Below are 16674 nucleotides of genomic sequence, written 5' to 3'. Positions count from 1 at the left end.
TCTAGAACCCCAAAAACAGGTCGCGTGTCTGGCCGGGCTTGGCGGTCTCGTGGCTTTCGACATTCAACAGGTCGGCCCGTCCGACGGCCGTGAGTCCGCGGAGGCGATCCATCGTCCGCTTGTCGCTGGCAGCGTCACTGTCGTCGTCGGCGAGTAATTCCGACAGGGGCGCTGCCGGCTCCGGCATAGGCTTTGGCGCGTCGGGTAGAGCCGGGTGGCGCTGGAGCGTCTGGCCTTCCCCATCGCCTTCATCGCTAGCGACTTCTGCGAGGGCCTCCAGCAGGCGTTGATCCACGCCGCGAATACGCCCCTCCCAGTCATTAGGCCTTGGCGCCGGCATATCCGGCCGCTCACCACCGTGCACAGCAGGCGCGGTCAAACGACGGTCCTGGAAGTTGCGGTCTTCGTAGTAGCGCAGTTTCTTGGCACGGATTGGAGCTAGTCCAGAGACCAAAACCAGTTCGTCGGTTGCCGGCAGTTGCATAACTTCGCCGGGTGTCAGTAGCGGCCGGGCGGTTTCCTGGCGGGAGACCATGACATGCGATAGCCAAGGCGCCAGGCGGTGGCCGGCATAGTTACGTTGGGCGCGCTGCTCGGTCGCTGTGCCCAGCGCATCTGAAATGCGTTTGGCCGTGCGTTCATCGTTTGACGAAAAGGCGATGCGAACATGGCAGTTGTCCAGGATAGAGTTGAATTCGCCATAGGTTTTGGAAATCTGGTTCAGGCTCTGGGCGATCAGGTAGGCGTGGATGCCATACCCGGCCATGAAGGCGAGCGCCGTCTCGAAAAAGTCCAGGCGGCCAAGGGCGGGGAACTCATCCAGCATCATCAGGAGTTGGTGACGATTGCGCTTGGTCGGATCGCCTTCGAGACGCTCGGTCAAGCGGCGGCCGATCTGGTTGAGGACCAGCCGGACCAGAGGCTTCGTGCGCGAAATATCCGACGGCGGTATGACGAGGTACAGGGAGGTCGGATGTTCGGCATTTACCAGATCGGCTATCCGCCAGTCGCAGGTCGCTGTGGCGGCAGCCACCACCGGATCGCGGTACAGTCCGAGGAACGACATCGCCGTAGACAGGACGCCGGACCGTTCGTTGGGTGATTTGTTCAGCAGCTCACGGGCAGCCGACGCGATCACAGGATGGACCACAGGCCTCTCCTTGTCGCCGAGATGGTTGGTCGTCATCATGAGGTGCAGAGTTTCGGCCAGGCTACGTTGCGGATCGGCCAGGAAGGTGGCGACGCGGGCTAACGTCTTATCTTCTTCGGCGTAGAGAACGTGGAGGATGGCACCGACCAAGATGGAATGGCTGGTCTTTTCCCAATGGGAGCGATGCTCCAGGGCACCTTCAGGATCGACGAGGATGTCGGCGATGTTTTGGACGTCGCGGACCTCGTTCGGTCCGGCACGCACTTCGAGCAAGGGATTATAGCGGGCCGATGTCAGATCGGTCGGATTGAACAGGATGCAATGAGAGAATTGCGCACGCCAGCCGGCAGTCAGGTCCCAGTTTTCGCCCTTGATATCATGGACGATGACAGAGCCTGTCCAAGACAGAAGGGTCGGCACAACAAGACCTACTCCCTTTCCGCTCCGGGTCGGGGCGAACGCCATGACGTGTTCGGGACCGTCATGACGCAGGTAGTCTGCACCGAGGCGCCCCAAAAAGACGCCACGATCGCGCAACAGTCCGGCGGCCTCAACTTCAGCCGATCGCGCCCACCTCGCCGAGCCGTAGGTGGTCACCAAATGCGTTTGACGGGCACGCCACAGCGAGCCGGCGACAGCGGCAATGCAGCCCATGAAACCACTGCAGGCGGCCAGGCATCCGGCACGGAAGAAGACGGCTGGGGCGTAGGCGTCGAAATGATACCACCAAAGGAATAGCTGCCAAGGCCGATAGACTGGCCAGCCAAAAATCAAAACCCATGGTGCGCCGAGGCCCGCCTGATAGCCAAGCATCGCAGCCGCCCATTGGGTGGCAGCCCAGATGCCCAGAACCATGATCAACAGCACGATCAGGATTTGGCCAATAAGTAGTTTGGTGGGGGTCACGACGGACACTCTAGCTACGCGGCACAACACCGCTGATGCACGCGAGAATCAGTCGTCAAAGCTAAATCTCATATCCCCCCATCACCCGCTCATACCCTGCCCTACCCGAGTTCGCTTGCGGCTCTATCTTTCACATAGTGCTTTTTTGGGGGGAAATGTGCCTTCAATGTCGCCCCTCCGCTTAGTGTTAGCGTGGTGGTATTGATGACGCTGGCTTCTGGTACTCGCAGGTTTTTGCTCGCCGAATGGAATTCGGTAGAACTTTGCGTGCTATCGCGCCATGGTATTGTTAGGTAGGCGCGATTCTGAGCAAGAAATGTCACAAAAACAGATAAAGCGGAATGTCAGACTAAGTCGCGCAAAAAACAGGGTACGTGGAGCCGTTGATAAGTTTGGCGTCTTCTCTGAGCTTCGCCATGAATTAGACTTGAGTTCTTTGCAGCTGCTGGCCAAATGGAGCTACGCTTGGCTGCCATCACTCGGAATCCTGGGAAAATTAACCCCTAAACGCCTTTCTGATCTGAACGCAGTCAACCCGTTAAGGTCAATTGGTCTCCGTCGTGACGTTGAATGGATTACAGCAACTGTCAAAAGAGAAGCTCAAAATATCAATCAGTACCTCCAACTGAAGGCGTCTCTTGAGGCTAGTTTATTAGGGGGCTCACTTGATCTTTCAGTTCAAATATTAGGCCAAATGGATGAAGCGTTAGGTTTTTCGCTCCATGTCTTGTCCACCAGGATCGCCCTTGAACAGGTCTCGAAAGGACTTGAGGCACAGAAGGAGTTGATTTCGGAGCTTCGCTCTAAGAATATCGCCCCGATGCCATTATTCTATTGCTTCTGGTTCAGTGTGCGCGCGGAAGATGGCAGTACCGCCGAGCATTTCAGTAGGGACATACGGCGCCGGTTACAGACCTGGGAGCTCGATCCCGAAGTTAGAGCCCAACTCCATTATTACCTGTTGAATGAATATCCTCCAGTTGGCGATGAAAACTTACTTCTCGCAAGCGGAACGTCGGGCAGTATAGTTGATACCTACGAAATGTTCATTGGCGCGGCCACGATCGCTGTTTCTGAGCAACGCTCTACGTCCCACCATTTTCATGAGGGGATTGCCCAACTCGCGGAAGCAATTGACGATGCCAGGTTGAACAAATTGCTGTTTTTGTTTGGCAAGTGCCGCACGTTAGAAATTTCACATCTTGGTATTAGCAATCGCGAAGCGCTTTTATCCGGCAATACCGGCGACGAAAAATCTGACCTTTTTGAGCCGGCGCCTTATCAGCACACATTGTCGTCCTCGTTGAGGGGAGCAATTGAACGCTTGGCGGAGGATCAGGACTTTTTGGAGAGCATTTGGAAGGCGTTTCCCGCGAAAAAACCTATGGGACGGCCGAGTGTACATGTTGGTCCGTTTGCTTCAGGTGCCGCTGTGGTTGCTAACAAAGCACTCTTTGCGACTATTCAAGCTCAACAGCATCGAAAATTGTTGGGTCTTGATATGGAAGCTTACGGGGTTGTTTCAGCTGCTCGAGAGTTGCCGTTTCCTCAGCCTGATTGCTTTGTCTTAAAAGGCGTATCTGATTTCGCAGACATAGACAAAGGGGATAAGATTAGGCACTACGCCGCTTACGTAAGCGCCCGAGCAATAACCGCTATTTGTGAACGGTTAGAATAGGGCATGTCCTTGCTTATCTGAAATCTCGGGACGGGTGTTGAAGCTGTGCTTGATAATCCCTTGGCACACGCGGTCGGCTTCTGAAAAGCGGCGCGCTTATCTACAGCGCCATCGCGCTCGACGAGCCCCAGATGAAAGAAATAGAGGCGACCGGACGCCCCGCCTATTTGATCGTGCCTGGCGACCGTCACCGCATGGATTCTAAAGTATGGAAGGAGCGTTATCCGGACATGAAAATTGTCGCGCCGGCCGGTGCTCAGAAGGCCGCGGATAAGGCGGTCCAAGTCGACGCCACGGAAGTAGATTTTGCCGATGCCTCAGTACGCTTTGTAACCATCAAGGGCATGTCGGGCCATGAGGCGGCCCTGCTCGTAGGTCGGTCAACCGGCACCACCCTGATCGTCAATGACGTCATTGGTAACATGCCCAATGAGTCGGGCTTCGTACTTCGAATCATGGGATTTGCCGGCGACGAACCCCACATCCCACTGCCGATCAAAATGGGCTTAAAGGAAAAAGAACTCCTACGCGATCAGTTGTTGACTTGGGCCGACGAACCCGATCTCAGGCGGATTATCATGTCCCATGGTGAGCCAATCGAAGTGAATGTTGCGGGAAATCTTCGGGACTTGGCAAAAACGCTTACCTAGGCGCGCCACAGAATCCCCAAGCACAGACTTGGCTATTCAGGAAAACACGGTAACGTGTCTCTTCACGACCGCTTCGCCACCGAGCTTAAAATGAAACCATTTCCAGCACTGGTCATGTGACCGGGATTTGGCGCTGCCGCGCAGGTCCAATCGCAGGTGCCGGAATTCTCGCCGAGAGCGACAAACGGAGCCTCATATGACCACTCTGCCCGCACGCATCGTCCATATCGCCATCGCCCGCCATTGGGCCGACGTCTATGCCTTCGTATCCAAACCAGAGAAGATGCCGCTATGGCCATCTGGTCTCGCTTCGGGGTTGAAGCCGGACGGCCAGGATTGGATCGCCGACGGTGGCCCGATCGGCCAGGTGCGCGTGCGCTTTACACCATCCAACGGTCTTGGCGTCATTGATCATACAGTGACGATGGAAAATGGCCAGGTGGTCGAGAATGCCTTGCGCGTCGTACCTAATGGCGACGGCGCTGAGGTGATGTTCACGTTATTGCGCCGACCGGACATGGACGATGCGGCTTTTGAGACCGACACGCATCATGTGGAGCAGGATCTGCAGACACTGAAAGCGCTACTGGAAAGCAGGTCGGTGACCACCAAGGGGGCTGATCGCACCGTCGACGATATTGACGTCGTCGTCGAACAAGACCAGTATCGGTCTGTATAAGCTCGCCGCTAGTAGCGGTGCCTGAGTCATAGCGCCAACGTGACGTTCGACGGTTTGTCGGGCATGCCAGGGATCTCGCCCCTGTAATCAAATAATCAGAGATTCCCGAAACTTTAAGTAGAACACACGTTTATAAGGCTACTTCGTAGGAGGCCTCGGTTTTTTCGGCGATCTCTTCCAGGGTCACATCCGGCGCCAGTTCGATCAGTTTCAGGCCAGACCCATCCGGCTTGACCTCGAAGACGCCGAGATTGGTAATGATCAGATTGACCACCTTCGTGCCGGTCAGCGGCAGGGTGCAGGCCTTCAACACCTTGGATTCGCCGTGCTTGTTGGCGTGATCCATGACCACAACCACCCGCTTGACGCCGGCCACCAGGTCCATGGCGCCGCCCATGCCCTTGACCAACTTGCCGGGGATCATCCAGTTGGCGATGTCGCCATTTTCGGCCACTTCCATGGCGCCGAGGATGGTCAGGTTGATATGGCCGCCGCGAATCATGGCGAATGAATCCGACGAGGAGAAGAAGGACGTCTCCGGCAGTTCGGTGATAGTCTGCTTGCCGGCATTGATCAGGTCGGCGTCGATTTCATCCTCGGTCGGGAAGGGGCCCATGCCCAACATGCCGTTTTCCGATTGCAGGGTGACGGTGATGCCGGCGGGGATATGGTTGGCCACCAGGGTCGGGATGCCGATGCCGAGATTGACGTAGAAACCGTCTTTCAGTTCTTTTGCGGCGCGGGCGGCGAGATCATCGCGGGTCCAGGGCATTTATGCCTCCTCTTTAGCGCGGATGGTGCGTTGTTCGATGCGCTTTTCAAACGTGGCCTGCACGATGCGGTCGACATAGATGCCTGGGGTGTGGATGCTGTCCGGGTCGAGTGATCCGACCGGCACGATTTCCTCGACCTCGGCGATGCAGACCTTGCCGGCCGTGGCCATCATCGGGTTGAAATTGCGCGCCGTCTTGCGGAAGATTAGATTGCCGCGCGCGTCGCCCTTCCAGGCCTTGATGATGGAAAGATCGGCGACCAGGCCGGTTTCCAGCACGTAATCGCGATCGCCGAAACGCTTTATTTCCTTGCCTTCGGCGACAATCGTGCCAACGCCGGTGGCCGTGTAGAAGCCGGGAATACCCGCGCCGCCCGCGCGGATGCGCTCGGCCAGGGTTCCTTGCGGATTGAATTCAAGCTCCAGTTCGCCAGCGAGATATTGCCGCTCGAATTCCTTGTTTTCGCCGACATAGGACGAGATCATCTTTTTGATCTGGCGGGTTTCCAGCAACTGGCCGAGGCCGAAGCCATCGACACCGGCATTGTTGGAGATGACGGTGATCCCTTTGATACTGGAATCGCGTAGGGCGGCGATCAGGTTTTCGGGAATGCCGCACAGGCCAAAGCCGCCGGACATGACAGTCATACCGTCGAAGGCCAGGCCTTCAAGTGCGGTTTTGGCGTCAGGATAGACTTTCATGTCTGACTTCATTGCGGCTCCGCGATAACCCGGTTTTCAATATAGCCGAGCCCCTCGATCTCGACGCGGACCACTTGCCCCGGTGTCAGGAAACGCGGCGGATTAAACCCGACCCCCACGCCGCCCGGTGTCCCGGTCGAGAGAATATCGCCGGGCTCCAGCGTGAAAACGGAAGACAGTTCCTCGATCATGGCGCCAAAGGTCCAGGCCATGTCGCTTGTGCGTCCATCCTGGCGGAGCTCGCCATCCACCCAGGTCTTGAGATATAGATCATCGGGATTCGGCACTTCATCGGCCGTGGTCATCCACGGCCCCACAGGTCCGTGGGTATCGAACGATTTGCCAAGCATGGCCGTCGGGGAACGCTTTTGCCAGTCGCGTACGGTCACGTCATTGCAGACCATATAGCCCGCGATAACCGCCTTCGCATCCGCCGCCTTTACGTGACGGGCGCGCTTGCCGATGACGATCGCCAGTTCGCCTTCGTAATCCAGTTGCGGCGACACCTGAGGCACATGAATCGGATCATATGGACCATTCAGGCATGTGACCAGTTTGGAGAACCAGACCTGGTGCTCCGGAATCGTCATGCCCGTCTTGCGCATCTCCTCGACATGGGAGCGATAGCCCAGGCCCAGGCCCAGGAATTTACGCGGGTAAACCGGCGGGCCGAGCCGCACGCTCGTCAACGGCAAGCGGCGCGCCGATCCGGCGGCGTCCCGGGCAGCCTCCATCGCTTCGTTACCCGCCGCAAGCAACTGCGCCAGGGTGGTGGGTAGTCGCGCGTTTCCCGTGGCGAGATCGACGATCTCCTCCCCTTCCACGAGCCCCAGGCGTTGCGTTTGACCGTCAAAATATTGTGCAAATTTCATGGATACAGTCCTCTTACGCGTGTGCCGCACCCGGATCAGCCGTGAAACCGGCCCGTTGAATGCCCTGAACCGCGCAGGCTTCGTCATTGTCCGGCATGTCGCCGCTGATGCCGACCGCGCCGATGATATCGCCATCCGTGTCACGAATCAGAACACCGCCGGGTACGGGGATCACCCGCCCGTCAGACGCGCCGACGAGCGCGTTGAAGAAGGCCGGAGCGATCTCGGCGCGTTGCGCCAGTGCGCGGCCGCCGTGCCCCATGCCCAGCGTTCCCCAGGCCTTGCCGACCGCAATTTCAGGACGAAGAATGCCGGAACGATCCTGCCGCTTGAAGGCTACGAGATGCCCGCCGGCATCGAGCACGGCGACGGTTAGCGGATTAAGCTTGAGTCCGGCCGCATGTTCGAGCGCCGCATCGACGATTTGAGCGGCCCTCTCCAGGGTGAGTTTGTTCATGTTATAAGTCCTCAATATTGTTACAGCAGGGCTTGCGGCCTCGGCCACCATGCGGGATTTTACGTTTTGTCCGAACGGTCGTTTCCGTGCCAAAAGCCAGATCGCCAAAGCGAGGCCGACGATGAATCCGAGCCAGAGCAGACAGTTGCCGTTACCCATTCGCCACCACACTTCGGCAACTAAGAGTCCCCCAAACGTTCTGATCGATGGCGCCGGCAGGGCAAAAAGACTTGCGCTGTTCAGCCAAATCAGGCGTTCCAAGGTCGTTCTCCCCGCACCTGACGGATGCATAGCCGCGTCCATCATTCAGCCAAGATCGGCTCCGAAACCGGGGCCGAAAACAGGCACGGATACTCCCGCCAGCGCAAAGCACTGTCAAGTATTAAACGATTTAATTCATCGAAATTCAAATGTAATCAAAGTATATGTATTTTATTTCATAAATATAAAAATCGACACACTACGATACAATGCACTAAATAAAAATATATATTGCGATCTGCTTTCAAATGTAACAGCAATGGGACGCACTGTATCGCTGATCGGTAATGCAAGCCCATATAAGGCACGCCGATACCAGGCAATGAAAAAAGAAAATAGAATTGGCAGGAGGAAACAATGAGAAAATTGATTGTAGCGCTTAACGCGGGGGTCTGTGTCATGGCACTGGCGCCGGCCGCATGGGCGCAAACCACGCCGGCGGCCGAAGACGCCACCATCGTCACCGTTACCGGCTCACGCGTTATCCGCGATGGCCGGAACGCACCGACGCCGATGACGGTCGAGACCATCGAACAACTGGCGCTCACCCCAACCAATATACCCGAAGCGCTCAACAAGCTGCCACAGTTCGCCGGCTCTACCAACAATGTCGGTGCAGGCAACGGGTCCGGCAGCGGCCGCTCGAACATCTTCAACGGCAACTTCATCAACCTGCGGTCTTTTGGCGCTATCCGTACCCTGATCCTTCAGGACGGTCGCCGCGTGCCCGCAACCGCCCTGAACGGCCAGGTCGATACCAATACCATTCCGCAGATGCTTGTCGAACGGGTGGACATCGTCACCGGCGGCGCCTCGGCCGTATATGGTTCCGACGCCGTTACCGGGGTCGTTAACTTCGTACTCAAGAAGAACTATACCGGCTTCAAGGCGCTGGTTCAGACCGGCATCACCGAAAACGGCGACGGCGCCACTCAGAAGATCGGTCTGGCTGGCGGCTTCGATATCCTCCAGCGCGGTCACCTGACCTGGAGTGCCGAGCACTTTGAGAGCGACGGCATCGAATCGACATCGGACCGCGACTGGAGCAAGACAGTGCCGACCTATACCGGCACAGGCACCGCGAGTTCACCGTTCGTCCTGGTCAACAATTCCCGTATGTCGACCGTTTCCGATGGCGGCCTGGCGACCAGTGGCCCATTCAGCGGCAAGCAGTTCGCCTCAGATGGTACGCTCGTTGCCTTCAATCCCGGTTCGCCCACGTCAACAGCGGGCGTTTCGATCGGCGGCGATGGCTCCTACTACCAGGGCGTGACGATGGTTCCGCCGTTGAGAACGGATCAGTTTTTTGGCCGTTTCGACTATGATTTCAATGATTCCGTCAGCTTCTACGCCCAGGCCAGTTACGCTGATGCCCATACCGATGATATGCATAACTCGAATGAGCGGCCGAACAGCTATCGGATTTACAGCGGCAACGCCTTCCTAACGGCCGATGAGCAGGCCCTGCTCACCAGCGGCAATACCGCCAGCTTCCAGTTGGGACGCCTCAACAACGACCTTTCCGCCGATGCCTCGATCGACCAGCGTACGCAATCGACGCGCTTTACAACCGGTCTGACCGGGCGTGTCGCCGGCAGCTATCGCTGGGAAGCCTACTACACCTACGGCCAGGTCAATGTGGATTCCCTGAACCACAACAACATCAACTATCCGCACTTCTTCGCGGCGCTTGATGCGGTGAAAGATACGAACGGGAATACCGTCTGCCGCGTCGATCTTACCAATCCCGGCCTCTATCCAGGTTGCGTCCCCATCAATATGTTCGGCACCGGCAACCAAAGCGACGCCGCCAAGGACTATGTTTACGAGGACACCGCCTGGGCCGCCACCCGCAAGATGCACGATTTCGGCGCCAGTATTTCCGGCACTCCTTTCAGTACGTGGGCAGGCCCGGTTTCCCTGTCGGCGAACGTCGAATACCGGCAGGAAAGCCAGGTGGAGACGACAACGGCCGATGCCCTTTCGGTGCCGGACTATACCGGCATCCGGACGTCCAGTCCGCCGACGCTCGTCTGGGCTTACCCGACCGAATCAGCGATGCGCGGATCGAACCGTGTCTGGGAAGTCGGCAGTGAAATTTTGGTTCCCCTGCTTGAGGGCAAGCCTTTCGCTGAGCGTCTGGCGGTCAATGCCGCCCTTCGCTACACCGATTACAGCACCAGTGGCGGGGCGACGACCTGGAAACTGGGCGCGGTATACCAGCCTGTGACCGACATTCGCTTCCGCGGCTCGATCTCCCAGGATATTCGCGCGCCCACGCTCTCGGATCTCTTTGCCGGCCCAAGCATTACCTTCTCGCGCTTTATCGATCCCCATACCGGCGTCAGTTCAACCGTCAATGTCGAACGGACCGGCAATCCCGATCTGGTTCCGGAGGTCGCCAAAACCGCCACTGTCGGCTTCCTTTACCAGCCTTCACAATTACCGCGCTTCGCCCTTTCGATCGATTATTACGATGTGAAAATCGACAATGCGATCGGAACGATCAACGGCGCCGACGCCTCGGTCCTGCAGGAATGTGAATCGTCGAACGGCACGTCCCCCGTTTGCGCCTCGATCATCAGGCCCTTGCCGTTCTCGGATACATCTCCGGCAAACTATCCGACGCTTATTCTCAACGGCAATCTCAATCTGGCCCAGACCTACACGCGCGGCGTTGATATGGAAGCCAGCTATAATATCAAACTTGCGGATATTGTGGAAAAGCTTCCGGGTAAACTTGATTTCAGACTGCTCTATACTTACCAGCCGATCCTGAAGGCCCGCACCTTCCCGAACTCGTCACTAGTCAACTATGCCGGAGCCGTCGGCCTGTCAAAATCACGCGCCACGCTTTTCGTGGGCTACAAGGCGAATACCTTCTCCGCCACGGTTCAGGCGCGCTACTATAGCGAACAGGCCCGCAGCGAAAATGAGTTTCTGGTGTTCGCCGACCCGCCGCTCAAGTCGACCGTCTATGCCGACCTGAACCTCACCAAGGACTTCAAGAAGTATCAGGTGACGTTCAATATCAGCAATATGTTCAACCAGGACCCGCGCATATCGCCATCGACCACGCGGGTCGGCACCCCCGGAACCGGAAACCCGGCCGTGGCCGGCGATGAAGTCATGGGCCGCACCTACACCCTGGCCCTGCGTTACAATTACTAAGCGTGAGTCAGGCAGGCGCGATCCCGGTTGCGCCTGCCTGACTACAGAGACAAATACCCTTTAAGGGGAGAAACCGTAAAAATGGTAAACTCGTTTTCTATCTTGAAGAAACCGTTTGCCATTGCGTTTCTCGTACTGCTTGCGGCGGCGTGCCTTTTCAGCGCCGCCGCTTTTTTTTGGTCCCGGCATGAGCTGAGCGTGGCCTTGTTTCAAACCGACCCCGAAAACCTGGAGAACCTGCCGGACGTGTCGGCGAGCGCCATCCGCAGCGGCCAGGCGGTATTCCGCAAAAACTGCGCTGCCTGCCACGGGGCCAATGCGCACGGCGAACCGGCCATCGGGGCACCCAACCTGACCGATAGGGACTTCCTTTACGGCGACGGCCATGTCATCGAAATCGAGCAGACCATCCGCTACGGTATCCGTTCCGGTAACAGTCGCGGCTGGGATTTGGCCTCGATGCCCGCCTATGCAACGCCGCATCCCTACAGCAAATATGAAATCCCCTCCTTGTCGCCCGGCGATATCGATGACCTGACCGCCTATATCCGCCGCATCAGCCATCAGGATGCGGAACTGGCCGCCGCGGAACGCGGACGGGCCACGTACCGCGACAAAGGCTGCTGGGACTGCCACACCATGGATGCCGGCGGCGACAGCGCCATCGGCGCCCCAAACCTGACCGACGGCATCTGGCTGCATGGCGATGGCAGTGCTCAATCCATCAAAAATTCAATCAGTTACGGACGTGGCGGTCAGATGCCGGCCTTCAATACCCAACTGACACCCCTGGAAACGCGGACCGTAGCGCTCTACGTCGCTTCGCTGTCACGTGCGGGAGAGAAGAACACACAATGAAACCGGCTCAGTCTCCCTCATCCGCGCTTGCGCCAGATTCCAGGCGCTCGCTTATCCTCTGCGCTATCGGCGCCGTTGCCGGGCTTGGTCTCGCCGGAATGGGCCTGTTTACGGCGCAGGGCACACGAACGTCGCACGTGCCGCCGGAAGATATCGCGCTGGTGAACGGCGTGCCGATCCTGGTCAGCGATTACGAAACCCAGGTACGTGACCTGTATGGCGTGTCACTGTCCCAGACGTCACGGCAGCAACGCAAGGGTGTGTTGGCCAGCATGATCCGCGAGGAAATCTATGTCCAGCGCGGTGTCGAACTGGGGATGCAGAATGATGTCATCGAAGTGCGGTCGGCCCTGGTCGCAGCGGTCGAGGGGCAGCAGACCGTAAACGCCATCGCCGCCCCCGTCGATAGCAGCGAACTCCTGGCCTTCTATAAAGCGCATCCCGATAAATACTCTTCCGAAGGCACGATCGACCTCGACGATTATGTCGCGCCGGATGCTTCGAAAGCACAGGCCGCCACCACCGCCCTGCGCGCCGGCCAGCCCTCTCAGGCAATCATCGCCATGGGTCTCAAACCGGGCAGCCGCATGACCGATGGAAGCGAATACTATTTCGCGGCGGAAGCGCATCTCGGCAAGCCCCTGTTCACTGTGGCCCGCGACCTGAAGGACGGCCAAGTCTCCGATCCCGTCCAGGCCGAAGACGGCTGGCACGTCCTGGTCATGCGCCGGAACAGCCCGCCGGTCGAGCGCCCTTACGATACGCTCAAGGACAAGGTTTTACAGGATGTCCGCGAGGACAAGGCCGCACGGCTGCATACCGCCGCCGAAGGCTTCCTGCGCAAGCGGGCGGACATCCTCTACGCCAAAGGGGCCGAATAATGCTGACCCGCTGGATGATCGCCTTCGGGCTGTTGCTGGCGGCGCTCGCCGGTCCCGCCGCCGCACACACACGCAGCGAATCCCACACGAACTGGACCATCAACGGCGCGATGATCCAGGTGGATGTGGACGTGCCTGAACTGGAAGCCAGACGCCTGACCGTGCATGGTGAACTGCCGTCGAAGGCCTTTTTCCTCGACTATTTCGCACATCACCTCGGCGCCACCATCGGCGAGACGCCTTGCCCGGCAGCCGTCACGCCGCGCATGGTCGCCGCCAATCCCGGTTTCCTGCGCGCCGAGTATATTTTCGACTGTCCGACCACAAAAGCGCTGAACCTGCACTTTTCCGGCCTTTTCGAGCATATCCCGACCCATGTCGATTTTGCCGAAATACAGTTGGCTAACGGCGATTTTGTCGAACAACTGTTCACTTCTGACGTGCGGTCGATCAACGCCGATGCCCAGAGTGGCAACGAATTTCGTGCCGCCGGTTTCGTACAGTTCATCGGCATGGGGATCATGCACATCTTTACCGGTGTCGATCATATGTCCTTTCTGCTGGGACTGGTCCTGCTGGCGCGCCGCCTGAAAGACCTGCTGTTCATCGTCACCGGCTTTACCATCGGTCACAGCCTGACCCTGGCCCTGGCCGTGACAGGCGTGATACGCCCCCATGCCGAATTCATCGACGCTCTGGTGGCTCTCACCATCGCCCTTGTCGGGGTTGAGAGCATCGTCCTGACCCAGAAAAATCCCGTCCGCGTGGCGCTGGCCGCGGGCGCGGTCCTGATGGCGATATGGATCTTGCGAATGATGGGCATAGGTATGCTGCCGCCGCTGCTGCTGTTGGGCGCGGCCCTGTTTACCGTCTGCTATCTGATGATTTCAGGCGTCGTGCATGACATGGGCCGTCTGCGGCTTGTCGTTACGTTGATCTTCGGCCTCGTCCACGGCTTCGGCTTTGCCAGCGACCTGCTGAAAGACCGCCTCCCCGTGGAAAAGCTGGCTGAAATACTGGTGGGCTTCAATCTCGGCGTCGAAATCGGCCAGATCAGCGTGGTGCTATGCATTGTCGGCCTGGTGGCGCTGCTGCGCCGGCTGAAACTCGCCACGCCGCGCCCAATCACCGTTGACCTTGTGGCCAGCGGCCTCGTCGGCATCGGCATGTTCTGGTTCATCGGCCGCAGCTTTATCAGCGGCTAGACGCTTACTGCCTTTACCGCAGCAGTTTTCGGCTTTGCCATCTTTTGTTCGTGTCCCTTGGGCAGTCTCAGGCACGCCTCAAGACCACCCTCCGGATGATTGGTCAACGTAAGGGTCGCGCCATTCTTCTGGGCGAGCATCCGGGCGATGGCCAGGCCGAGGCCGATCCCTTCCACCGGCGCTCCTTCGCCGGTCTGCAAGCGCACGAAGGGCTCGAACGCCTGCTCCAGTTTTTCGGCGGGGATGCCGGGCCCGTTGTCCCGGATACGAATCTCGATGGCCTGCCCTGCTTTCTGCGCCGACACCTGAACGCTGCCGCCGTATTTGACGGCATTATCGAGCAGATTGGCCAGGCAACGCTGCAAGGCGCGCGGCCGCGCCTCGACCGTACAGTTACAGCGCCTGATAAAGGTAACCGCCTGGCCGCCTTCGGCCGCATCCTCAACAACAAGATCAAGCAACTGGTCCAGCGAGAAACTGACAGGCAACTCATTGGTTTCGACGCTGCGGGCATAATCGAGTCCCTCACGGATCAAGGCCTGCATCGTACCGAGATCATCAACCAGACGGCTGCGCAAAGCGGCGTCGGAGACTTTTTCCAGCCGCAGCCGCAGCCGCGTCATCGGTGTCTGGAGATCGTGCGTAATCGAGGCGAGCAGTTGCGTGCGATCGACAAGATAGATGCGTAGCTTGGTCTGCATGGAATTGAAGGCGCGGGCCGCTTCACGCACCTCATAGGGTCCATGTTCGGGCAGAGGGCTGCGATCAAGGTCACTGCCTAGCGCTTGCGCGGCCCGGGCCAGATTGCCCAGCGGTTCGGCCGCCATGCGCGCCGCTATGAAGGCGAGCACCGCAAGCGTGGCAACAACGATCAGGGCAAAGAACGGATTCAGATTATATGGGTCGCCCTTAATATGCGCCCGCACCTGTAACCGGATCATATGCCCATCCGTCAGTTGCGTGGAAACGATCCAGCACGCAAACTCATCCTTGGCAGGTGATAAGTTCGGTGGCGTAAAACATGACTTCGGAATCGCCCGCTCCGCGCGCACAGCTTTTGCGGTACGCGCTGTCAGGCCGGTGGTCAACTCGGCATCAACTGTCTCGATACGCTCCGTGCCGCTCGCCTGCCGTATCCCGGTCACGCCATTTGACAACAGTTCTTTTCTCAGAGGCACCGACGCACGATCGGCCAGCAGCAGAAAGTCGCTCATGCGATCGGTCAGGCGTTCAAAGCGAACGCGATACAGATCCTTTTGGCGCTGGACATCCGCCAGCGAAAAAGCCAGGGCCGCAGCCCCGACAACGCTGATGAGCAGAAAGACGAAAAGCCGCCCCGCCATCGTGTCGAAATAGCCGCGAAATTTCATTCAAAAACGACCGCCGCCGCAAGGACGTAACCCTGCCCGCGAATCGTCATAATGAGTTCGGAGGCCCTGGCGTTATCGTTGAGCTTCTGTCGCAAGCGGCTGATTTGCAAATCGGCGACCCGTTGCAGAGAGTGCGTGGCCATTTCCTCGTCTTCGGGGTCGGAGGTCAGGGTGAGAATTTGCTCGCGGGTCAGCACCTCATTGGCGTGCTCCAGCATGAATTTGAGCAGACTGTATTCGCTCCCTGACAACAGGACGGCCTGTCCGTTGCCCGTTACCAGCCTGCGGTTCTCGAAATCGAGCGTCCAGTTGCGAAAGATCGCGCGTTTTACCCGTGGAAATTCCGCCGCTTTCCGCGGCGAACAGGTGCGGCGGATAACGCTGCGTACACGCGCCGTCAGTTCGCGCGGCTCGAACGGCTTGGCGATATAATCATCGGCGCCGACTTCCAGACCGATGACGCGATCGATGGCTTCGCCACGGGCGGTCAGCATGATGATCGGAATGTCGCGCCGGCTGCGGGTTTCGCGGCAAAGCGACAACCCGTCCTCCCCCGGCAGGTTGAGATCAAGAATGATAAGATCGATATCATGGGCGGCGATGGCAGCGCGCATGGCCCGGCCGTCACCGGCAAGTACGACGGCGTAACCCGCCTGCCGCAGTTGTTCGGCAACCAGGGTTGAAATGTCGACATCATCGTCGACGATCAGGATTGTCTGTTGGCGCAAGGGGCCAATTGATGGCGCAAAATCGGCGGCGCCCAAATGCTGAAGGTTCGTAGCCTGTCCTCCTTGTTGGTTTGACTGTCTTGAGCAGTGCTTGCATTACGAATAGCACAAACGTAACGACTTTGGAAGGTGGCATCCCGCCGAAATCATCGAATCGCACTTTGTGTCGTAATGTGTCAAAGTATATCAAAATATAAATTCTTAGATATCATTTGATATGTCAATATATATAAATAAATATGTTTTCAGATCATTGCAGATACAATATATCCTCAAATTAATTACTTGAATCGTCCTGACTAAGATCAGACGTATCAACACCAGTGGAGGATAA

14 protein-coding genes are annotated in these 16674 nt (G+C 58.0%); 7 read left to right on the top strand and 7 right to left on the bottom strand.

What is annotated here, in order from left to right:
- Nucleotide 1: 1 nt before the first annotated feature.
- Nucleotides 2-2056, bottom strand: a complete 2055-nt coding sequence (locus tag VL130_RS10930; protein ID WP_325362920.1) for a conjugal transfer protein TraG — start codon at nucleotides 2054-2056, stop codon at nucleotides 2-4.
- 316 nt (nucleotides 2057-2372) lie between these two features.
- Here VL130_RS10930 and VL130_RS10925 point away from each other — a divergent pair, with 316 nt between their 5' ends.
- The 3 genes from VL130_RS10925 (at nucleotide 2373) to VL130_RS10915 (ending at nucleotide 5063) form a co-directional block, all read left to right on the top strand.
- Nucleotides 2373-3734 (top strand): hypothetical protein, encoded by a 1362-nt coding sequence (locus VL130_RS10925; RefSeq protein WP_325362919.1) that lies wholly within the window; start codon nucleotides 2373-2375, stop codon nucleotides 3732-3734.
- Nucleotides 3735-3865: 131 nt separating this feature from the next.
- Nucleotides 3866-4384 (top strand): hypothetical protein, encoded by a 519-nt coding sequence (locus VL130_RS10920; RefSeq protein ID WP_325362918.1) that lies wholly within the window; start codon nucleotides 3866-3868, stop codon nucleotides 4382-4384.
- Nucleotides 4385-4580: 196 nt separating this feature from the next.
- Complete coding sequence (locus tag VL130_RS10915; RefSeq protein WP_325362917.1) at nucleotides 4581-5063, top strand: SRPBCC family protein; 483 nt, start codon at nucleotides 4581-4583, stop codon at nucleotides 5061-5063.
- Between the two features lie 130 nt (nucleotides 5064-5193).
- Here VL130_RS10915 and VL130_RS10910 read toward each other — a convergent pair whose 3' ends face one another.
- From VL130_RS10910 to VL130_RS10895, 4 genes are read right to left on the bottom strand one after another with little or no spacing between them, the layout of a single operon-like run.
- Nucleotides 5194-5835: a 3-oxoacid CoA-transferase subunit B gene (locus VL130_RS10910; RefSeq protein ID WP_325362916.1), complete on the bottom strand. Its 642-nt coding sequence runs from the start codon at nucleotides 5833-5835 to the stop codon at nucleotides 5194-5196.
- Entirely contained in the window at nucleotides 5836-6537 is a 702-nt protein-coding gene (locus VL130_RS10905; RefSeq protein ID WP_325362915.1) for a CoA transferase subunit A, read from the bottom strand.
- 8 nt (nucleotides 6538-6545) lie between these two features.
- Nucleotides 6546-7409 (bottom strand): fumarylacetoacetate hydrolase family protein, encoded by an 864-nt coding sequence (locus VL130_RS10900; protein WP_325362914.1) that lies wholly within the window; start codon nucleotides 7407-7409, stop codon nucleotides 6546-6548.
- 13 nt (nucleotides 7410-7422) lie between these two features.
- Entirely contained in the window at nucleotides 7423-7866 is a 444-nt protein-coding gene (locus VL130_RS10895) for a heme-binding protein (RefSeq protein ID WP_325362913.1), read from the bottom strand.
- A 618-nt stretch (nucleotides 7867-8484) separates the two neighbouring features.
- On the opposite strand from VL130_RS10895, the gene VL130_RS10890 reads away from it, so the two are divergent.
- From VL130_RS10890 to VL130_RS10875, 4 genes are all read left to right on the top strand, one after another.
- Nucleotides 8485-11298, top strand: coding sequence for a TonB-dependent receptor plug domain-containing protein (locus VL130_RS10890; RefSeq protein WP_325362912.1), 2814 nt, complete (start codon nucleotides 8485-8487; stop codon nucleotides 11296-11298).
- Between the two features lie 198 nt (nucleotides 11299-11496).
- Nucleotides 11497-12156: a c-type cytochrome gene (locus VL130_RS10885; protein ID WP_325362911.1), complete on the top strand. Its 660-nt coding sequence runs from the start codon at nucleotides 11497-11499 to the stop codon at nucleotides 12154-12156.
- Nucleotides 12153-13037, top strand: coding sequence for a peptidylprolyl isomerase (locus VL130_RS10880; protein ID WP_325362910.1), 885 nt, complete (start codon nucleotides 12153-12155; stop codon nucleotides 13035-13037). The genes VL130_RS10885 and VL130_RS10880 overlap by 4 nt, the downstream gene beginning before the upstream one ends.
- Nucleotides 13037-14242, top strand: coding sequence for a HupE/UreJ family protein (locus tag VL130_RS10875; RefSeq protein WP_325362909.1), 1206 nt, complete (start codon nucleotides 13037-13039; stop codon nucleotides 14240-14242). Before VL130_RS10880 ends, VL130_RS10875 begins: the two co-directional genes overlap by 1 nt.
- Here the strand turns inward: VL130_RS10875 and VL130_RS10870 are convergent.
- Entirely contained in the window at nucleotides 14239-15612 is a 1374-nt protein-coding gene (locus VL130_RS10870; protein ID WP_325362908.1) for an ATP-binding protein, read from the bottom strand. The two genes, VL130_RS10875 and VL130_RS10870, sit on opposite strands and share 4 nt — an antisense overlap.
- Entirely contained in the window at nucleotides 15609-16340 is a 732-nt protein-coding gene (locus VL130_RS10865; protein WP_325362907.1) for a response regulator transcription factor, read from the bottom strand. The genes VL130_RS10870 and VL130_RS10865 overlap by 4 nt, the downstream gene beginning before the upstream one ends.
- Between the last annotated feature and the right edge of the window lie 334 nt (nucleotides 16341-16674).

It is taken from the genome of Asticcacaulis sp., from assembly GCF_035497195.1.
In the GTDB taxonomy this organism is placed as follows: domain Bacteria; phylum Pseudomonadota; class Alphaproteobacteria; order Caulobacterales; family Caulobacteraceae; genus Asticcacaulis.
This window is presented reverse-complemented; position numbering and strand designations above follow the sequence as displayed.